Genomic DNA, 15,096 nt, shown 5'->3' on the forward strand with positions numbered 1-15,096 from the left:
GCGGACCGCAGGGCAGGCGGGGTGGCGCGGGCGACGGCGGAGGGGGTCAGCGGACCGCGAGGATGTCGTCGAGCCGGTCGCGGAGACCGGGCCCGTTCGGCGCGTCGAGGACGACGCGTCCGGCTTCCATCGCCACGACGTGCCGGCTGTGGTCGAGGAGCGCACCGGCGTGCTGGTCGACGAGGAGGACGGCCGCCCCGGCGGCGGCGACGGCACCGAGGGCCTCCAGGACGTCGGCGACCACGGAGGGCTGGAGTCCCTGGGTGAGTTCGTCGACCGCGATCAGGGTCCGGCCCGCCAGCAGGGCGCGGGCGATGCCCAGTTGCTGCTTCTGCCCGCCGGAGAGCGTCCCGGCTTGCTGCTTCGCGCGGTCGGTGAGCAGCGGGAAGACGGTGTACGGGTCGACGGCCGGGGCGACGTCGCGGCGGCGGGCGAGGCGGAGGTTCTCGGCGACGGTGAGCGCGGGGAACACGCCCCGGTCCTCGGGCATCAGCGTGGCGCCGGCCCGGGCGAGGAGTTCGGGACGGCCCGGGGGCAGGGCACGGCCGTCCAGGGTCACGCTGCCGGCATGGCGGTCTGCGAGCCCGAAGACGGTCCGCAGCAGGGTGGTCTTGCCCGCGCCGTTGCGGCCGATCAGGGCGGTGATCTCACCGCCGCGTACGGTCAGGTCGGTGGGCCGGACGACGGCGGCCTGACCGTATCCGCCGGCGAGGCGGGTCAGTTCGAGCATCAGCGCACTCCCAGGTAGGCGGCGCGGACGGCCGGGTCGGCGGCCACCGCGTCGAGCGGGCCGCGGGCGAGCACCCGTCCCTCGGCGAGGACCACGACCTCGTCGGCCAGTTCCCGCACGATGTCCATGTCGTGCTCGACCACCAGCAGGGCGCAGCCGGTGCGCCGGTTGACCTCGCGGAGTTCACGGGTGAGGCGGCGGGCGTCGTCGGGGCCGAGTCCGGCGGCGGGTTCGTCGAGGAGCAGCAGCCGGGGGGCGGCGGCGAGCACCATGGCGAGCTCCAGGCGCCGGCGGTCGGCGAGCGGGAGGGTGCCGGCCGGCCGGAGTTCGTCGTCGGCGAGGTCGCGGAACTCGGCGGGCGGTTCGGCGGGTTCGGGTGCCTCGATCCGGGTGAGGCGGAGGTTGTCGGCCGGGGAGAGTTCGGCGACGACGCTGGGGATCTGGAACATCCGGCCGACGCCGAGGCCGACCCGGCGGTGGACCGGCAGGCCGGCCGCGTCGGTGCCGAAGAGGCGCAGGGTGCCGGCGTCCGGGTCGAGCTGTCCGGCGACGACGTTGAGGAAGGTGCTCTTCCCGGCGCCGTTCGGGCCGATCAGACAGACGCAGCGGCCCGCTTCGACGGTGAGGTCGACGCCGGCGAGCACCTCGACGGGGCCGAAGGACTTCCGGACGCCGGTGACGGCGAGCGGGACGGAGCCGTCCTCGCCCCGGCGGGTCTCCTCGGCCGTACGGCGTGGGGCGCGGCGGGCCACGGCCGGTAGCCGTACGGCGGGGCCGGGGCCGGCGAGCCATCGGCGCGGGGCGGCGGTGAGCCCGGCCGGCGCCACCTGGACGACCAGGAGGAACAGGGCGGCGAGAGCGAGGACGTACCAGCCCTGCCAGGTGGAGCCGAGGAACTGCTGGCCGACGGTGACGGCGATCGCGCCGACGAACGGCCCCACGGTGGACTCGCGTCCGCCGAGGGCCAGCCAGATCAGGACCGACGTCGACAGGCCGAGGCCGAAGACCTGCGGCGACACCAGGCCCGCCACGGGTGCGTACAGCGCCCCGGCCAGGGCGGCGACGGCCGCACTGACGGCGAAGGCGGTGGCGCGCACCCGGGTGCCGTCGATACCGCTCTGGGCGGCCCGGTCGGGGTTGCGGGCGGCGACGACGAGCCGGGCGCCGAAGCGGCCCCGTACGACCAGCGCTCCGCAGACCGCGACCACGCCCGCGACGGCTCCGAGGGTGACGTAGTAGGAGGTCACCACGTCGGGCCCGGTGACGGACAGACCGTTCGTGCCGCCGGTGACGGTCGTGAGCGTGGTGGCGGCGCGCTGGAGAAGCAGTCCGACGCCGATGGTCAGGAGGATCAGCGGCGCGTCAGGGACCGGGGCGGCGAGGCCGATACGGACGACGGGCAGGGCGATCGCCACGGCGGCGACGACGGCCGCTGCGACCGTCAGCGTCCAGGGGATCCGGTGCTCCTGCCCGAGGGCGACGGCGTACGCGCCGAGGCCGAAGAACGCGGCGTGTCCGACGCTGAGCAGCCCGGCCCTCCCCCAGCTCAGGTCGAGGCCGTAGGCGAAGAGGCCGTAGCAGAGACCCAGGGTCAGGGTGGCGACGGCGAAGGCGTCGAGACCGAAGGGGGCGGCGAGGAGGCCGGCGGCCGCGACCGCGGGGAGCGCGCGGCGCAGGGTCCGGCGGAGGCGTCCGGAGGGCCTGGCGGCGGACGGAGCGGTCGCGACGGCGGACGCGGTGGGGGCGCCCTGCGTGGCGGGGACGGTCACGAGCAGCCCTTCTTCGGGGTCGTGTCGGCGACCATCGGGTGGGTCCGGGCGACGGTGTACGCGCCGTCGCGGCCGATGGTGACCTCCCGCATGTCCGCCTGGAGGACGTGGTTGGCGGGCTCGAAGCGCGTGCCCTTGCCCAGGGGGCTGTCGAAGGACAGTCCGCCGATCGCCTTGTTCACGGCCTCGGGGTCACTGGAGCCGGCCTTGGCGGCGGCGGCCAGGAGGAACCTGACCCCGAAGTAGGCGTTTCCGGCGACCTCGGGGATCGGCGCCTTCCACTGGTGGGCGGTCCGGTAGTCCTTCGCGAAGCCGCGGCTCTCGGCGTCGTCGAGCCGGTCGCTCCAGCGGACGGTGTGGGTGCGGCCCGCGACGAGGCCGCCGAGCGCGGGCTGGAAGTCGGCGTCCAGGGGCGCGCCCTCGAAGCCGAGCTCCGGGGTGAGGAGGCCGAACTGCTGCGCCTGCTTGCTGAAGGTGACCGCGTCCGCGCCGACGACCATGGAGAGCACGGTGTCCGGTTCGGCCGCCTTGAGCCGGCCGATGACGGGCTGCCAGTCGGTCTGGCCGAGGGGGCTGTACTCCTCGGCGACGACGCGGCCGCCCGCTTCCTTCACCAGCTCCTTGGCGACGCCGCCGTAGAAGCGTGGGTAGTTGTAGTCGGAGCCGACGAGGGCGACCTTGGTGCCGTACTTCTCGATCAGCCCGGGCACGGTGGGGGTCAGCATCTGCCGGGTGGACTCGCCGAAGCCCCACTGGTAGGCGAAGCAGTGCTCGGTGTCGCCGAGGATGGCGGTGCCGAAGGGGACGTGCGCCTCGTCGGCGACCCTCCCGACGGCTTCGGCGGTGTCGCCGGTGATGGTGCCGAAGAGCATCGTGACCTTGTCCTGGCGGACCAGGCGGCGGGCGAGCTGGGTGGAGTTGGCGGGGTCTCCGGCGTCGTCGACGACGACGTACTCCACGGGGCGGCCGTGCACGCCTCCGTCGGCGTTGACCTTCTTGACGGCCAGTTCGAGTCCGTTGCGCAGGGCGGTTCCTACCTGGGAGACCGGCCCGGTGAGCGGGACGACCACGCCGATCCTCACCGGTCCGCCGGCGGCCGGGGCCTCGTCGTCGGAGATCGCCGCGCCCTGACAGCCGGTGAGTGCGAGGACGAGGGTGCCGGCCGCCACGAGCGCGGCGGGGCGGGGCGCGGGCGTCATGCGGCGGTCGCGGGCGCGGGGGTGCGACGGAACCATGCGGAGAACCTTCCGATCCAGGGGCGCGAGCGCAGTGCGGCGATCGCGACGACGACGGCGTAGAAGAGGGCTTCGGCGAGGGTGTCGGAGAGCCACGTACGCAGCAGGACCGACAGCGCGGAGATCAGCAGGGCGGCGCCGGCGGCGGTGGCCAGGGCGCCGGGGCGGCTGAGCAGCAGGCCGAAGAAGACGGGGACCAGCAGGCCGAAACCCATGCTCGGGTTCACGGCGAGGACGGGGCTGTAGAGGGCTCCGGCGAGGACGGCGAGGAGACCGCCGATCGCGAAGGCGGTGGCGCGCATGCGGCGCGGGTCGGTGCCGAGCAGGGCCGCCATGGCCGGGTTGTCGGCGACGGCGCGCAGCCGCAGGCCCCAGTCGGTGCGGTGGGCGGCGAGGAGGACGAGGCCGATGACGGCGATCGCGGTCAGGGCGCAGACCAGCCGGTAGGCCGGGTACGGGCTGCCGAGGATGTCGAGCGTGCCGTCCACGGGTACGGCGACGGTGCGGGAGGTGCCGGTGAAGAGGAGTTCCGCGCCCTGCCGCAGGGCCATCCCGAGGCCCCAGGTGACGAGCATGGCGGCGAGTCCGTCGGAGCCGGGGCGGCGCAGCAGCAGCCGCTCGACGATCAGGAGCAGGGGTGCGCCGACGGCGAGGGCCAGCAGGGTGCGGAGTCCGAAGGGGGCGGTGGTCGCGGTCGCGGCGACGTACGCGCCGACCATGGCCAGGTCTCCCTGGGCGAGGTTGACGACCCGGGTGGCCGCGAAGATCACCGCGATGCCGACCGTGAGCAGGCCGTAGAGGCCGAACTGGCCAATGATGGCCAGAAGTACATCCATCTGTTACCGCCTGTGTGCTTCCGGGTGCAACGGGGACTCTGCGAGCATCTGGCAATCCCGTGGTGGGCACTGGTCCGGCAGCGCAGAGTTCTGTGCCCGCAGTGCGCGGACCGGACGGCGCGAAGGGTGCGTCCGGTGCGGGCGGGTGGGAGGAGTACGACATGCCGGTGGAGCGACGGGACGACGGCAATCTGGTCTTCGGCTATCTCGACACCGCGACGGCGGATCTGTCGGGGGCTTCCGACACGGTTCTCGTCCGGGCGCGCGCGGGCGACGAGGGGTACTCCGCCGAGATGCGGCCGAGCCGCTTCGGTGCGCTGAGCGGCTGCGACATCAGCGGGGACCAGGCGATCCGGGTGATGCCCCGGCCGTCCCCCGCGGCGCCCCGGCCGGGTCATCTCCTCGGCCTGCTGGTGTCGGGGCGCGGTGAGCTGGAGCAGGACGGGCGGCGGGCGGCGCTCGCCCCCGGGGACTTCGTCCTCTACACGGGCGCGCGTCCCTTCCGGCTGGAACTCGGCTCCGGGCACCGGTACTTCGTGCTCTCGCTTGACCCGGGGACGGCGGGTCAGGTGGCGACGTCGGCCGGGTCGGTGACCGCGAACGCCGAGCTGCCGCGCTCCCCGAGCGGGCGGGTGCTCGCGGCGGTGGTCGGCGAGCTGGCCGAACGGGCGCACGGATTCGGCCCATTGGCGCGCCGAGAGATGGGCGAACACGTGTCGGCGATCCTGCGGACGCTGCTGCGCGAGGCGGGCGGCGCGGGGGCCGCGGCCGGCGGCGGGACGGCGGGGGTCCTGGACCGGGTCCTCGCGTACATCGACGACCGGCTCGCGGAGGACCTGTCACCGGGCACGATCGCGGCGGCGCATCACATCTCCGTACGCCATCTGCACGCGCTGTTCCGGGAGTCGGGGGTGACGGTGAGCGACCATGTGCGGCGGCGTCGTCTGGAGCGGATCCGGCAGGACCTTCTCGATCCGGCGCTGGCCCATCTGCCCGCGTACGCCCTCGCGGCCCGCAGGGGTCTGGGCGAGGCGAGCCACTTCAGCCGGGTCTTCCGGGCGGAGTTCGGCCTGTCGCCGCGTGCGGTACGGGAGCAGGCGCACGCCGGAACCTGAGCGGCGGCGCGGGCGCACTCGGCTGCCCATGTGAAAGCGCGGGCCTCGGTCGTACGCCCGGGGCCCGCGCTGGATCAGGTGCTCAGCTGTCGAAACCGAGGCCGAAGCGGTCCAGGGTGCGCAGCCAGAGGTTGCGGCGCCCTCCGTCGAGGTCCGCGCGGGCCATGGACCACTTGGTGATGCCGATGCCCACCGAGCGGATCGGCTCGGGCGGGAGCGGCAGCGGCTTGCGGCGGACCAGTTCCAGCGAGGTGCGTTCGGTGCGGGCGCCGTCGAGGAGGTCGAGCATGACCTCCGCGCCGAAGCGGGTCGCGCCGACGCCGAGTCCGGTGAAGCCGGCGGCGTAGGCGACCTTGCCGCGGTGGCTGGAGTCGAAGAAGACGCAGAAGCGGGTGCTCATGTCGATGGCTCCGCCCCAGGCGTGGCTGAAGCGCATGCCGTCCAGCTGGGGGAAGGCCGTGAAGAAGTGGCGGGCGAGGGTCGCGAAGGTCTCGGGCCGCTGGTCGTACTCGGGGCGTACGCGTCCGTTGTAGTGGTAGACGGCGTCGTAGCCGCCCCACAGGATCCGGTTGTCGGCGGAGAGCCGGACGTAGTGGAACTGGTTGTTCATGTCCGCGAAGCCCTGCCGGTTCCGCCAGCCCACGGAGGCGAGCTGCGCCTCGCTGAGCGGCTCCGTCATGAGCGCGTAGTCGTAGACGGGGACGGTGTACGGGCGGTGGCGGCGCAGCAGGGACGGGTACGCGTTCGTGGCGAGGGCCACCTTGTGGGCGGTGATCCGCCCGTAGGGGGTGCGGACGGCCATCGTGTGCCCCTGCTCGTCGAGCGAGAGGGCGGGGGTGTGCTCGTGGACGCGGACGCCGAGCTTGAGGCAGGCCTGCCGGAGGCCCCAGGCGAGGCGGGCCGGGTTGACCATGGCCACGTCGTCCTTGTTCCACAGGCCGGCGAGGAAGGTCGGCGAGTCGATCTCGGCGCGTACGGCTTCGGCGTCGAGGAAGTCGGCCCTGCCGCCGTGGCGGGCCACGGTCTCGACCTCGTCCTGGAGGTCCGCGACCTGGTAGGGCTCGGTGGCGACGGCCATGGAGCCGGTGCGCTCCCAGTCGCAGTCGATGCCGTGGCGCACGAGGGTGTCCTCCATGGCCTGGAGGTTCTCGCGGCCGAGGCGCTCCAGGAGCCCGATCTCGTCGGGCCAGCGGGAGAGGCCGTTGTGCAGGCCGTGGGTGAGGCTGGCCTCGACGAATCCGCCGTTGCGCCCGGAGGCGGCGCCGCCCGCCTCGTCGGCCTCGACGAGGACCACGTCGAGCGAGGGGTCCCGCTCCTTGGCGACGAGGGCGGTCCACAGGCCGGTGTAGCCACCGCCGACGACGAGGAGGTCACAGGTGGTCGCGCCGACGAGGGCGGGCGCGGGCTGCGGCTTCTCGGGACTGTCGAGCCAGAACGGGGTCGGGTCGACGTCCCGGAGCGAGGCGAGAGGGTCCATGACGGCGGGGCTCCTTGAGATCGCGGAGGTGAGGTGCGGGCCTCCGAAGTGCCGCCATGACATCTCTCCGGACACATCAAGGTCAATGGTGTTGACATAAGGCCCCGCCGTTCACCTTTCCGCTGGTCGGGGCGGGCAGCACGGGGAGGGCGGCCGCGTCCGGCGGGTCGGCGACAGGCCGTCAGTTGTCGCTGAAGCCCACGTAGTTCTCCGCGAGCGAGGCCGACGCGGCCCCCGAGTTCGCGAGGTAGCGCAGGTGGGAGAGGCGCAGCCCGCGGTCGAAGGCGGTGTCGTCCGGGCTGCTGTGGAGGAGGGTCGTCATCGTGTACGAGAAGTGCTCGGCGCGCCAGACGCGGCGCAGCGCGGTCTCCGAGTAGGCGTCGAGCAGCGACTCGTCCCGCTCGGCGTGGTGGCGGGTGAGGGCCTGGGCGAGCAGGGTGACGTCGGCGACGGCGAGATTGAGGCCCTTGGCGCCGGTGGGCGGCACGATGTGGGCCGCGTCCCCGGCGAGGAAGAGGCGTCCGTGGCGCAGGGGCTCGGCGACGAAGCTGCGCATCGGGGTGATGCTCTTCTCGGTGATGGGCCCGCGCTTCAGCTCCCAGTCGCCGTCGACGGCGAAGCGGGCCTCCAGCTCGTCCCAGATCCGCTCGTCCGGCCAGTTGTCCGTGGAGTCGTCCGGGTCGACCTGGAGGTAGAGGCGGCTGACCTCGGGCGAGCGCATGCTGTGCAGGGCGAAGCCGCGCTCGTGGTGGGCGTAGATCAGCTCGTCGCAGGAGGGCGCGACGTCGGCGAGGATGCCGAGCCAGGAGAAGGGGTAGGTGCGCTCGGTGACGGTGAGGACGTCCTCGGGCAGGGAGCGCCGGCCGATGCCGTGGAAGCCGTCGCAGGCGACGACGAACTCGCAGTCGAGGGTGTGCTCGGCGCCCTGGTGGCGGTAGCGGACGGTGGGGTGGTCGGTCTCGATGCCGTCGACGGACAGGGCCTCGGCCTCGAAGAGGATCGTGCCGCCGGCCTCCTGGCGCAGGGCGATGAGGTCCTTGACCACCTCGGTCTGGGCGTAGACCATGACCGACCGTCCGCCGGTGAGGGACGGGAAGTCGACGCGGTGGGAGCGCCGGTCGAAGCGGAGCTCGATGCCGTGGTGCTCCAGGCCTTGCCGGTCCATGCGGGCGCCGGCGCCGGAGAGGCGCAGCACGTCGACGGTGTCCTGTTCGAGGATGCCGGCGCGCTGGCGCCGCTCGACGTACGCCTGGTCGCGGAGTTCGAGGACGACGTTGTCGACGCCCTGCCGGTGCAGCAGGTGCGAGAGGAGGAGGCCGGCCGGTCCGGCTCCGATGACGCCGACGGTGGTGCGGGGCATGGGTGGTCTCCGTGAGCGTGATGAGGGAGGGGAGGAAGCCGGGCGGTCAGAGGGAGAGCGGGGTGCCGTCCTCGGTGAGGACGCGCTGCGCGGTGGCGAAGGCGGAGTTGGCCGCGGGTACCCCGCAGTAGACGGCGGAGTGCAGCAGGACCTCCTTGATGTCCTCGGGTGTGAGCCCGTTGCGGATCGCGGCGCGGACGTGCATCGCCAGCTCCTCCTGGTGCCCGTGGGCGATCAGGGCGGTGAGGGTCAGGCAGCTGCGGGTGCGCCGGTCGAGGCCGGGCCGGGTCCAGATCTCGCCCCAGGCACAGCGGGTGATGTAGTCCTGGAAGTCGGCGGTGAAGTCGGTGGTGCGGGCGACCGCCCGGTCCACATGGGCGTCGCCCAGTACGGCCCGGCGGACCGCCATGCCCTCGGCGTACCGGCTGTCCTCGGAGTCGGGGGTGCCGAAGTGGCCGAGGAGCGCGGAGAGGACCGGTTCGGGCCGTTCGGCGGGCGCGAGGTGGGCGGCGCCGGCCAGTTCGAGCAGGCTCGCGTCGGGGATGCCGTCGGCGAGTTCGCGGGCGTGCGCGGGGGGTGTGGCCGGGTCGGCGCGCCCGGCGAGGACGAGGGTGGGCGCGGTGACGCGGTGCAGCTCGTCGCGCAGGTCGTACGTGGCGAGGGCGTCGCAGCAGGCCGCGTACCCCTCGGCGTCGGCGGCGCACAGGTCGTCCACGAGGCGGTCGGCGGTGTGCGTGCCCGCGAAGTCGGGGGTGAACCAGCGGGCGAGGGCGCCCGGCGCCACGGCGTCGGTGCCCTTCTCGCGTACGAGGGCGGCCCGTTCGTGCCAGCCGGCGGGCTCGCCGAAGCGGGCCGAGGAGCAGACGAGCGCGAGGCGGGTGATCCGCTCCGGGTGGTGGACGGCGAGGTGGGCGCCGATGGCGCCGCCGAGGGAGATGCCGGCGTAGGCGAACTGGTCCACGCCGAGGTGGTCGGCGAGGGCCAGGACGAGGGCTGCCAGGTCGGCCATGCCGGTGGCGGCGGGGGCGGGGTCGCCCAGTGTCCCGGTGGGGGTGTCGCCGTGGCCGGGCAGGTCGAAGCGGATCACCCGGTGGCGGCGGGCCAGGGCGGGGACCTGGGCGTCCCAGACGGCGAGCGAGGTGCCGAGGGACGGGCCGAGGATCAGGACGGGCGCGGTGGCGGGGCCGTCGATCCGGTGGTGGAGAACGCTGGTCATGGGCGGCCTTCCGGGTCGGCGGAGGGCTGCCTCCGCAGGGCGTGGTCGACGAGCAGGGGCGCGGCGCCGGTGGCGCCGGCCGGGTCCGCGAGGGCGCGGAGCCGCTCGGAGGTGATCCGGCCGATCAGCTCGGGTGCGGCGACGAGCAGCTCCGCGAGCTCCCGGCCCTCCTCCGCCGCCCGCCGGGAGAGCCGGTCGAGGAGGGCCCGGGCCTCGGCCCGGCCGAGGACGTCCGCCAGGGTGGCGGCGAGGCGTTCGCTCGTCACGAGCCCGCGGGTGTGGTGGAGGTTCGCGAGCATCCGGTCGGGCCGGACGCGGAGCCCTTCGGCGAGTTCGGCGGTGTGGTGGGCGGCGGAGCCCGCCAGCCGGAGCAGTTCCCGCAGCGGCTGCCACTCGGCGTGCCAGGCGCCGGCGGGCCGCTCGTCCTCCGCGGCGAGCGAACCGAGGAGTACGGCGGCGAGCGCGGGGGCCTGCCGGGCGGCCGAGGCGACGAGGGTGGCACGGACGGGGTTGCTCTTGTGCGGCATGGCGGAGGATCCGCCGCCGCTGCCCTCGGCGAGTTCGGCGGTCTCGGTGCGGGAGAGCCGAAGGACGTCCGCGGCGGGCTTGCCGAGGGCGGCGGCGGTGAACGCGAGCGCCGTCGCGAGGTCGGCGATCGGGGTGCGCAGGGTGTGCCAGGGCAGGACGGGTGCGGCGAGCCCGAGTTCGGCCGCGTACCGCTCGGTGAGCTCCGGGCCGCTGCCGGGCGCGCCCGCCAGGTACTCGAAGGCGGCCAGGGTGCCTGCCGCGCCGCCCAGTTGGGCGGGGAGCCGCAGGGCGGCGAGCCGGTCCGCCGCGTCGAGGGCGAGGTGGCGCCAGCCGGCCGCCTTGAGTCCGAAGGTGGTGGGTACGGCGTGCTGGCCGAGGGTGCGGCCGGCCATCGGGGTGTCCCGGTGGGCGGCGGCGAGCCGCCCGAACGCCTCGGCGGCCCGGTGCAGTTCGGCGGTGATCAGGGGGACGGTTCGGGCCGCGACGAGCATCGCGGCGGTGTCCAGGACGTCCTGGCTGGTCGCGCCCCGGTGGACGTACGGCGCGGCGTCCTCGGGCACGGCGGCCGTGAGCGCGGCGACGAGCGGGATGACCGGGTTGCCGCCGGCGCGGGCGCGCAGGGCGAGGTCGCGCGGGTCGAAGCGGTCGGCGCGGGCCGCCTCCGTCACGGCCTCGGCCGCCGGGCAGGGGGCGTGGCCGAGGGCGGCCTGGGCCCGGGTCAGGGCGGCCTCGGCGTCGAGCATCGCCTGGAGGAAGGCGCGGTCGCCGGTGGCGCGCTCGGCCGCGGTGCCCGCGCTGACGGGGGCGAGGAGCCCGACGTCGTACGCCGCGCTCTCCGGGGTGTCGTAGGGGTCAGCGGAAGTCAAGGAACACCGTCTCTCCGTCCCCCTGGAGGCGGATGTCGAAGCGGTGGACGCCCGGCCTGTCCTCCGTGGCGAGGAGGGTCGCGCGCCGCTCGGGCGCGAGGCCCGCGAGCAGCGGGTCGGCGTCGGTGGCCGGGCCCGGCAGGTAGATCCGGGTGTACAGGTGGTGGAGCAGTCCGCGGGCGAAGACGCAGACGGAGAGGTACGGGACGCCGCCCGGCGGGAGGGTCCTGACGGCCCAGTGGCCGTCGGCGTCGGTGGCGATCCGGCCGAAGCCGGTGAACGTGACGCCGTCCCGGCCCGCGTACCCGCCGGTGACGGGGTCGCGCCGCAGGGAGCCGGGGGCGCCGGAGCGGTCGCCGTCGGGGCCGGGCTGCCAGATCTCCACGATCGCGTCGGGGATCGGGGCGCCGGCGCCGTCGTACACGTACCCGTGGACGGCGAGGGTGTCGGGGTGTCCGGCGGGCGCGATGTCGGGGCCGCCGGGGAAGGGCAGGGCGTAGCCGTAGAAGGGCCCGACGGTCTGCGAGGGCGTGGGGAGCAGGGGGAGGGTCAGGGGGTCGCGGCTCATCGGCCTTCCTCGATCCAGGTCGCGGCGGGGCCGTCGAGGACGATGTCCCAGCGGTAGCCGAGCGACCGCTCGGGGGTGGACAGGTCGTGGTCGTAGGCGGCGACGAGCCGCTCGCGGGCCGCGTCGTCGGTGACGGACTGGAGGATCGGGTCGTACGCGAAGAGCGGGTCGCCGGGGAAGTACATCTGGGTGACGAGCCGTTGGGTGAACGCGGTGCCGAAGAGCGAGAAGTGGATGTGCGCGGGGCGCCAGGCGTTGTCGTGGTTGCGCCAGGGGTAGGCCCCGGGCTTGACGGTCGTGAACGCGTACGCGCCCCGGTCGTCGGTCAGGCAGCGCCCGAAGCCGGTGAAGTTCGGGTCGAGCGGCGCGGGGTGCTGGTCGCGGAGGTGGGCGTAGCGGCCGGCGGCGTTGGCCTGCCACAGCTCGACGAGCTGGCCGCGGACGGGCCGTCCGGCGCGGTCGAGGACGCGGCCGGTGACGGTGATCCGCTCGCCGAGCGGCTCCCCCGCGTGGGCCCGGGTCAGGTCGGCGTCGGTCTCGGTGACGTCGGTGACGCCGAAGACCGGTCCGGAGAGTTCGACCGCCTCGGGGTCGTGAATGGTGACGGGCGGGTGGAGGGGGTGGCGCAGCGCGCTGCTGCGGTAGGGGGCGTAGTCCCGGGCGGGGTGGTGGCGCACCTCGCCGGCGGCGAGGCGGTGCGTGAGGTAGTCCTTCCGCTCGCCCTCGATCTCGCGCGAGATGTCCTGCTGCGTCAGTGTCATGACGTCCTGTCACCTTTCCAGTACGAGGGCGAGTCCCTGACCGACGCCGATGCAGAGCGTGGCGAGGCCGGTGCCGGAGCCGCGGGCGGCGAGCTGGTGGGCCACGGTTCCGGCGAGCCGGGACCCGGAGGAGCCGAGGGGGTGTCCGAGCGCGATGGCTCCGCCGTGGGGGTTGACGACGGCGGGGTCGAGCTCCGGCCACTCGGCGAGGCAGCCGAGGGCCTGGGCGGCGAAGGCCTCGTTGAGTTCCAGGGTGGCGAGGTCGGCGAAGGTGCGGCCGGCTCGGGCGAGCGCGCGCTGCGCGGCTTCGACGGGGCCGAGGCCGAAGTACTGCGGTTCGATGCCGCTGACGGCCGAGGCGGTGATCCGGGCGAGGGGTTCGCGGCCGGTGGCGCGCAGCCCCGCCTCGTCGGTGATCAGGAGCGCGGAGGCGCCGTCGTTGAGCGGGGAGGCATTGCCGGCGGTGACGGTGCCGTCCTCGCGGAAGACGGGCTTGAGGCGGGCGAGGGCGGCGAGGGAGGTGTCCTGGCGGACGGACTCGTCGCGGTCGAGTCCGGTGCCGGCTCGGCCGTTGCCTTCGACGGGGACGACCTCGGCGTCGAAGGCGCCGGTCGCCCAGGCCTCGGCGGCCTTGGCGTGGCTGGCGAGGGCGTAGGCGTCCTGCTCCTCGCGGCCGATGCCGTGCTTCTCGGCGACGAGTTCGGCGCCCTCGCCGAGGGACACGGTCCACTCGGCGGGCATGCGCGGGTTGACCATGCGCCAGCCGAGGGTGGTGGAGTGGAGCTCCTGGTGGCCGGCGGGGTAGGCGCGGTCGGGCTTGGGAAGCACCCAGGGGGCGCGGCTCATCGACTCGACCCCACCGGCGAGGACGACCGAGGCGTCGCCGACGGCGACCGCGCGGTACGCCTGGATCACGGCCTCCATGCCCGAGCCGCAGAGGCGGTTCACGGTGACGCCGGGGACGGTGACGGGCACGCCGGCGAGCAGCGCCGCCATCCGGGCGACGTCACGGTTCTCCTCGCCGGCGCCGTTGGCGTTGCCGAGGAACACGTCGTCGATCCGGGCGGGGTCGAGCGCGGGCGCACGGTCGAGCAGGGCGCGCAGGACGTGGGCGGCGAGGTCGTCGGGGCGGACGCCCGCGAGCGCGCCGCCGTAGCGGCCGACCGGGGTCCGTACGGCGTCGACGATGTAGACGTCCTTGGTCACGGGGTCTCCTCCGTGTGTGCGGCGACGGACAGGGGTACGTGCACGGGCGCCGCAGTGCGGCGGGTGACCTCGTCCACGCTCACGCCGGGCGCGGTCTCCACGAGGACGAGGCCGTCCGCGGTGACGTCGAGGACGCCGAGGTCGGTGATGATCCGGTGGACGCAGGCGCGGCCGGTGAGCGGCAGCGTGCAGGTGTCGACGATCTTCGGCGAGCCGTCCTTGGCGGTGTGCTCGGTGAGGACGACGACCCGCCGGACGCCGTGGACGAGGTCCATCGCGCCGCCCATGCCCTTGACCATCCGGCCGGGGACGGCCCAGTTCGCGAGGTCGCCGCCGGCCGAGACCTGCATGGCGCCGAGGATCGCGGTGTCGATGTGGCCGCCGCGGATCATGCCGAAGGAGAGCGAGGAGTCGAAGAAGGAGGAGCCCGGAAGGACGGTGACCGTCTCCTTGCCCGCGTTGATCAGGTCGGGGTCGACCTCGTCGTCGTAGGGATACGGTCCGACGCCGAGGAGCCCGTTCTCCGACTGGAGGACGACGTCGACGCCCTCGGGGAGGAAGCCCGGGACCCGGGTCGGCAGTCCGATCCCGAGATTGACGTACGAGCCGTCGGTCAGTTCGCGGGCGGCGCGGGCCGCCATCTCGTCCCTGGTCCAGCTCATCGCGTGCGTACCGTCCTTCGCTCGATGCCCTTGGCCGCGGCCTCTTCGGGGGTCAGTGCGACGACCCGCTGCACGAACACGCCGGGCAGGTGGATCGCGTCGGGGTCCAGCTCGCCCGGCTCCACGAGCTCCTCGACCTCGGCGATGGTGATCCGGCCGGCCATGGCGGCGAGCGGGTTGAAGTTGCGGGCGGAGCGGCGGAAGACGAGGTTGCCGTGGCGGTCGCCGCGGGCGGCGCGGACCAGGGCGAAGTCGGTGGTGATGCCGTGTTCGAGGACGTGGGGGCGGCCGTCGTAGTCGCGGACCTCCTTGGGCGGGGAGGCGACGGCGACGCTGCCGTCGGGCGCGTACCGCCAGGGCAGTCCGCCGTCGGCGGCCTGGGTGCCGACACCGGCGGGCGTGAAGAAGGCGGGGATGCCGCAGCCGCCGGCCCGGAGGCGCTCGGCGAGGGTGCCCTGCGGGGTGAGCTCCAGCTCCAGTTCGCCGCCGAGGTAGCGGCGGGCGAACTCCTTGTTGTCGCCGATGTAGGAGCCCGTCACGCGGACGATGCGGCCGTCGGCGAGCAGGATGCCGAGGCCGCCGCCGTCCACACCGCAGTTGTTCGACACGACGCTGAGCCGGCCGGAGCCCTGGGCGTGCAGGGCCCGGATCAGTACGTCCGGCACCCCGCTCAGCCCGAAGCCTCCGACGGCGAGCGAGGCGCCGTCTCCGATGTCCGCCACCGCATCGGCGGCGGATGTCACCACTTTGTCCATGTAACGACCCGT

General features: G+C 74.4%; 14 protein-coding genes. 1 reads left to right on the forward strand and 13 read right to left on the reverse strand.

Annotation, left to right across the window (positions count from 1 at the left end; all coding sequences use genetic code 11):
• Positions 1 to 46 precede the first annotated feature (46 nt).
• The 4 genes from ACIBG6_RS08600 to ACIBG6_RS08615 are packed head-to-tail and all read right to left on the reverse strand — an operon-like array spanning position 47 to position 4,570.
• Entirely contained in the window at positions 47 to 730 is a 684-nt protein-coding gene (locus ACIBG6_RS08600) for an ABC transporter ATP-binding protein (RefSeq protein WP_399221826.1), read from the reverse strand.
• The gene (locus ACIBG6_RS08605; protein WP_399221828.1) at positions 730 to 2,499 is read right to left on the reverse strand and encodes an ATP-binding cassette domain-containing protein; all 1,770 of its coding nucleotides are present in this window, start codon (positions 2,497 to 2,499) and stop codon (positions 730 to 732) included. Before ACIBG6_RS08605 ends, ACIBG6_RS08600 begins: the two co-directional genes overlap by 1 nt.
• Complete coding sequence (locus ACIBG6_RS08610; protein ID WP_399221829.1) at positions 2,496 to 3,734, reverse strand: ABC transporter substrate-binding protein; 1,239 nt, start codon at positions 3,732 to 3,734, stop codon at positions 2,496 to 2,498. Before ACIBG6_RS08610 ends, ACIBG6_RS08605 begins: the two co-directional genes overlap by 4 nt.
• Positions 3,695 to 4,570, reverse strand: a complete 876-nt coding sequence (locus tag ACIBG6_RS08615; RefSeq protein ID WP_399221830.1) for a branched-chain amino acid ABC transporter permease — start codon at positions 4,568 to 4,570, stop codon at positions 3,695 to 3,697. Before ACIBG6_RS08615 ends, ACIBG6_RS08610 begins: the two co-directional genes overlap by 40 nt.
• A 161-nt stretch (positions 4,571 to 4,731) precedes the next feature.
• Here ACIBG6_RS08615 and ACIBG6_RS08620 point away from each other — a divergent pair, with 161 nt between their 5' ends.
• A complete protein-coding gene (locus ACIBG6_RS08620) occupies positions 4,732 to 5,685 on the forward strand; it encodes a helix-turn-helix domain-containing protein (RefSeq protein WP_399221831.1) in 954 nt (317 codons plus the stop codon).
• A gap of 82 nt (positions 5,686 to 5,767) precedes the next feature.
• Here ACIBG6_RS08620 and ACIBG6_RS08625 read toward each other — a convergent pair whose 3' ends face one another.
• From ACIBG6_RS08625 to ACIBG6_RS08665, 9 genes are all read right to left on the reverse strand, one after another.
• Complete coding sequence (locus tag ACIBG6_RS08625; protein ID WP_399221832.1) at positions 5,768 to 7,162, reverse strand: NAD(P)/FAD-dependent oxidoreductase; 1,395 nt, start codon at positions 7,160 to 7,162, stop codon at positions 5,768 to 5,770.
• 181 nt (positions 7,163 to 7,343) lie between these two features.
• Positions 7,344 to 8,522: a 4-hydroxybenzoate 3-monooxygenase gene (locus tag ACIBG6_RS08630; RefSeq protein ID WP_399221833.1), complete on the reverse strand. Its 1,179-nt coding sequence runs from the start codon at positions 8,520 to 8,522 to the stop codon at positions 7,344 to 7,346.
• Positions 8,523 to 8,568: 46 nt separating this feature from the next.
• Positions 8,569 to 9,738: a 3-oxoadipate enol-lactonase gene (gene pcaD, locus ACIBG6_RS08635; protein WP_399221834.1), complete on the reverse strand. Its 1,170-nt coding sequence runs from the start codon at positions 9,736 to 9,738 to the stop codon at positions 8,569 to 8,571.
• Positions 9,735 to 11,132, reverse strand: a complete 1,398-nt coding sequence (pcaB, locus tag ACIBG6_RS08640) for a 3-carboxy-cis,cis-muconate cycloisomerase (RefSeq protein ID WP_399221835.1) — start codon at positions 11,130 to 11,132, stop codon at positions 9,735 to 9,737. Before pcaB ends, pcaD begins: the two co-directional genes overlap by 4 nt.
• Positions 11,119 to 11,700: a protocatechuate 3,4-dioxygenase subunit alpha gene (pcaG, locus tag ACIBG6_RS08645; protein WP_399221836.1), complete on the reverse strand. Its 582-nt coding sequence runs from the start codon at positions 11,698 to 11,700 to the stop codon at positions 11,119 to 11,121. The genes pcaB and pcaG overlap by 14 nt, the downstream gene beginning before the upstream one ends.
• The gene (gene pcaH / locus ACIBG6_RS08650) at positions 11,697 to 12,461 is read right to left on the reverse strand and encodes a protocatechuate 3,4-dioxygenase subunit beta (protein ID WP_399221837.1); all 765 of its coding nucleotides are present in this window, start codon (positions 12,459 to 12,461) and stop codon (positions 11,697 to 11,699) included. The genes pcaG and pcaH overlap by 4 nt, the downstream gene beginning before the upstream one ends.
• A 9-nt stretch (positions 12,462 to 12,470) precedes the next feature.
• Entirely contained in the window at positions 12,471 to 13,667 is a 1,197-nt protein-coding gene (locus ACIBG6_RS08655) for a thiolase family protein (RefSeq protein WP_399221838.1), read from the reverse strand.
• On the reverse strand, positions 13,664 to 14,329 hold the full coding sequence (locus ACIBG6_RS08660; protein ID WP_399221839.1) for a 3-oxoacid CoA-transferase subunit B: 666 nt from the start codon (positions 14,327 to 14,329) through the stop codon (positions 13,664 to 13,666). The genes ACIBG6_RS08655 and ACIBG6_RS08660 overlap by 4 nt, the downstream gene beginning before the upstream one ends.
• Positions 14,326 to 15,084, reverse strand: a complete 759-nt coding sequence (locus ACIBG6_RS08665) for a CoA transferase subunit A (RefSeq protein ID WP_329619595.1) — start codon at positions 15,082 to 15,084, stop codon at positions 14,326 to 14,328. Before ACIBG6_RS08665 ends, ACIBG6_RS08660 begins: the two co-directional genes overlap by 4 nt.
• Between the last annotated feature and the right edge of the window lie 12 nt (positions 15,085 to 15,096).

This window comes from Streptomyces sp. NPDC050842 (assembly GCF_044456565.1).
GTDB lineage: Bacteria > Actinomycetota > Actinomycetes > Streptomycetales > Streptomycetaceae > Streptomyces.

Bases quoted from the DNA above. Each gene is read 5' to 3' on its own strand.
- ACIBG6_RS08600 (WP_399221826.1), bottom strand. From the start codon at position 730: ATGCTCGAACTGACCCGCCTCGCCGGCGGATACGGTCAGGCCGCCGTC.
- ACIBG6_RS08610 (WP_399221829.1), bottom strand. From the start codon at position 3,734: ATGGTTCCGTCGCACCCCCGCGCCCGCGACCGCCGCATGACGCCCGCG.
- ACIBG6_RS08615 (WP_399221830.1), bottom strand. From the start codon at position 4,570: ATGGATGTACTTCTGGCCATCATTGGCCAGTTCGGCCTCTACGGCCTG.
- ACIBG6_RS08620 (WP_399221831.1), top strand. From the start codon at position 4,732: ATGCCGGTGGAGCGACGGGACGACGGCAATCTGGTCTTCGGCTATCTC.
- ACIBG6_RS08625 (WP_399221832.1), bottom strand. From the start codon at position 7,162: ATGGACCCTCTCGCCTCGCTCCGGGACGTCGACCCGACCCCGTTCTGG.
- ACIBG6_RS08630 (WP_399221833.1), bottom strand. From the start codon at position 8,522: ATGCCCCGCACCACCGTCGGCGTCATCGGAGCCGGACCGGCCGGCCTC.
- pcaD (WP_399221834.1), bottom strand. From the start codon at position 9,738: ATGACCAGCGTTCTCCACCACCGGATCGACGGCCCCGCCACCGCGCCC.
- pcaG (WP_399221836.1), bottom strand. From the start codon at position 11,700: ATGAGCCGCGACCCCCTGACCCTCCCCCTGCTCCCCACGCCCTCGCAG.
- pcaH (WP_399221837.1), bottom strand. From the start codon at position 12,461: ATGACACTGACGCAGCAGGACATCTCGCGCGAGATCGAGGGCGAGCGG.
- ACIBG6_RS08660 (WP_399221839.1), bottom strand. From the start codon at position 14,329: ATGAGCTGGACCAGGGACGAGATGGCGGCCCGCGCCGCCCGCGAACTG.
- ACIBG6_RS08665 (WP_329619595.1), bottom strand. From the start codon at position 15,084: ATGGACAAAGTGGTGACATCCGCCGCCGATGCGGTGGCGGACATCGGA.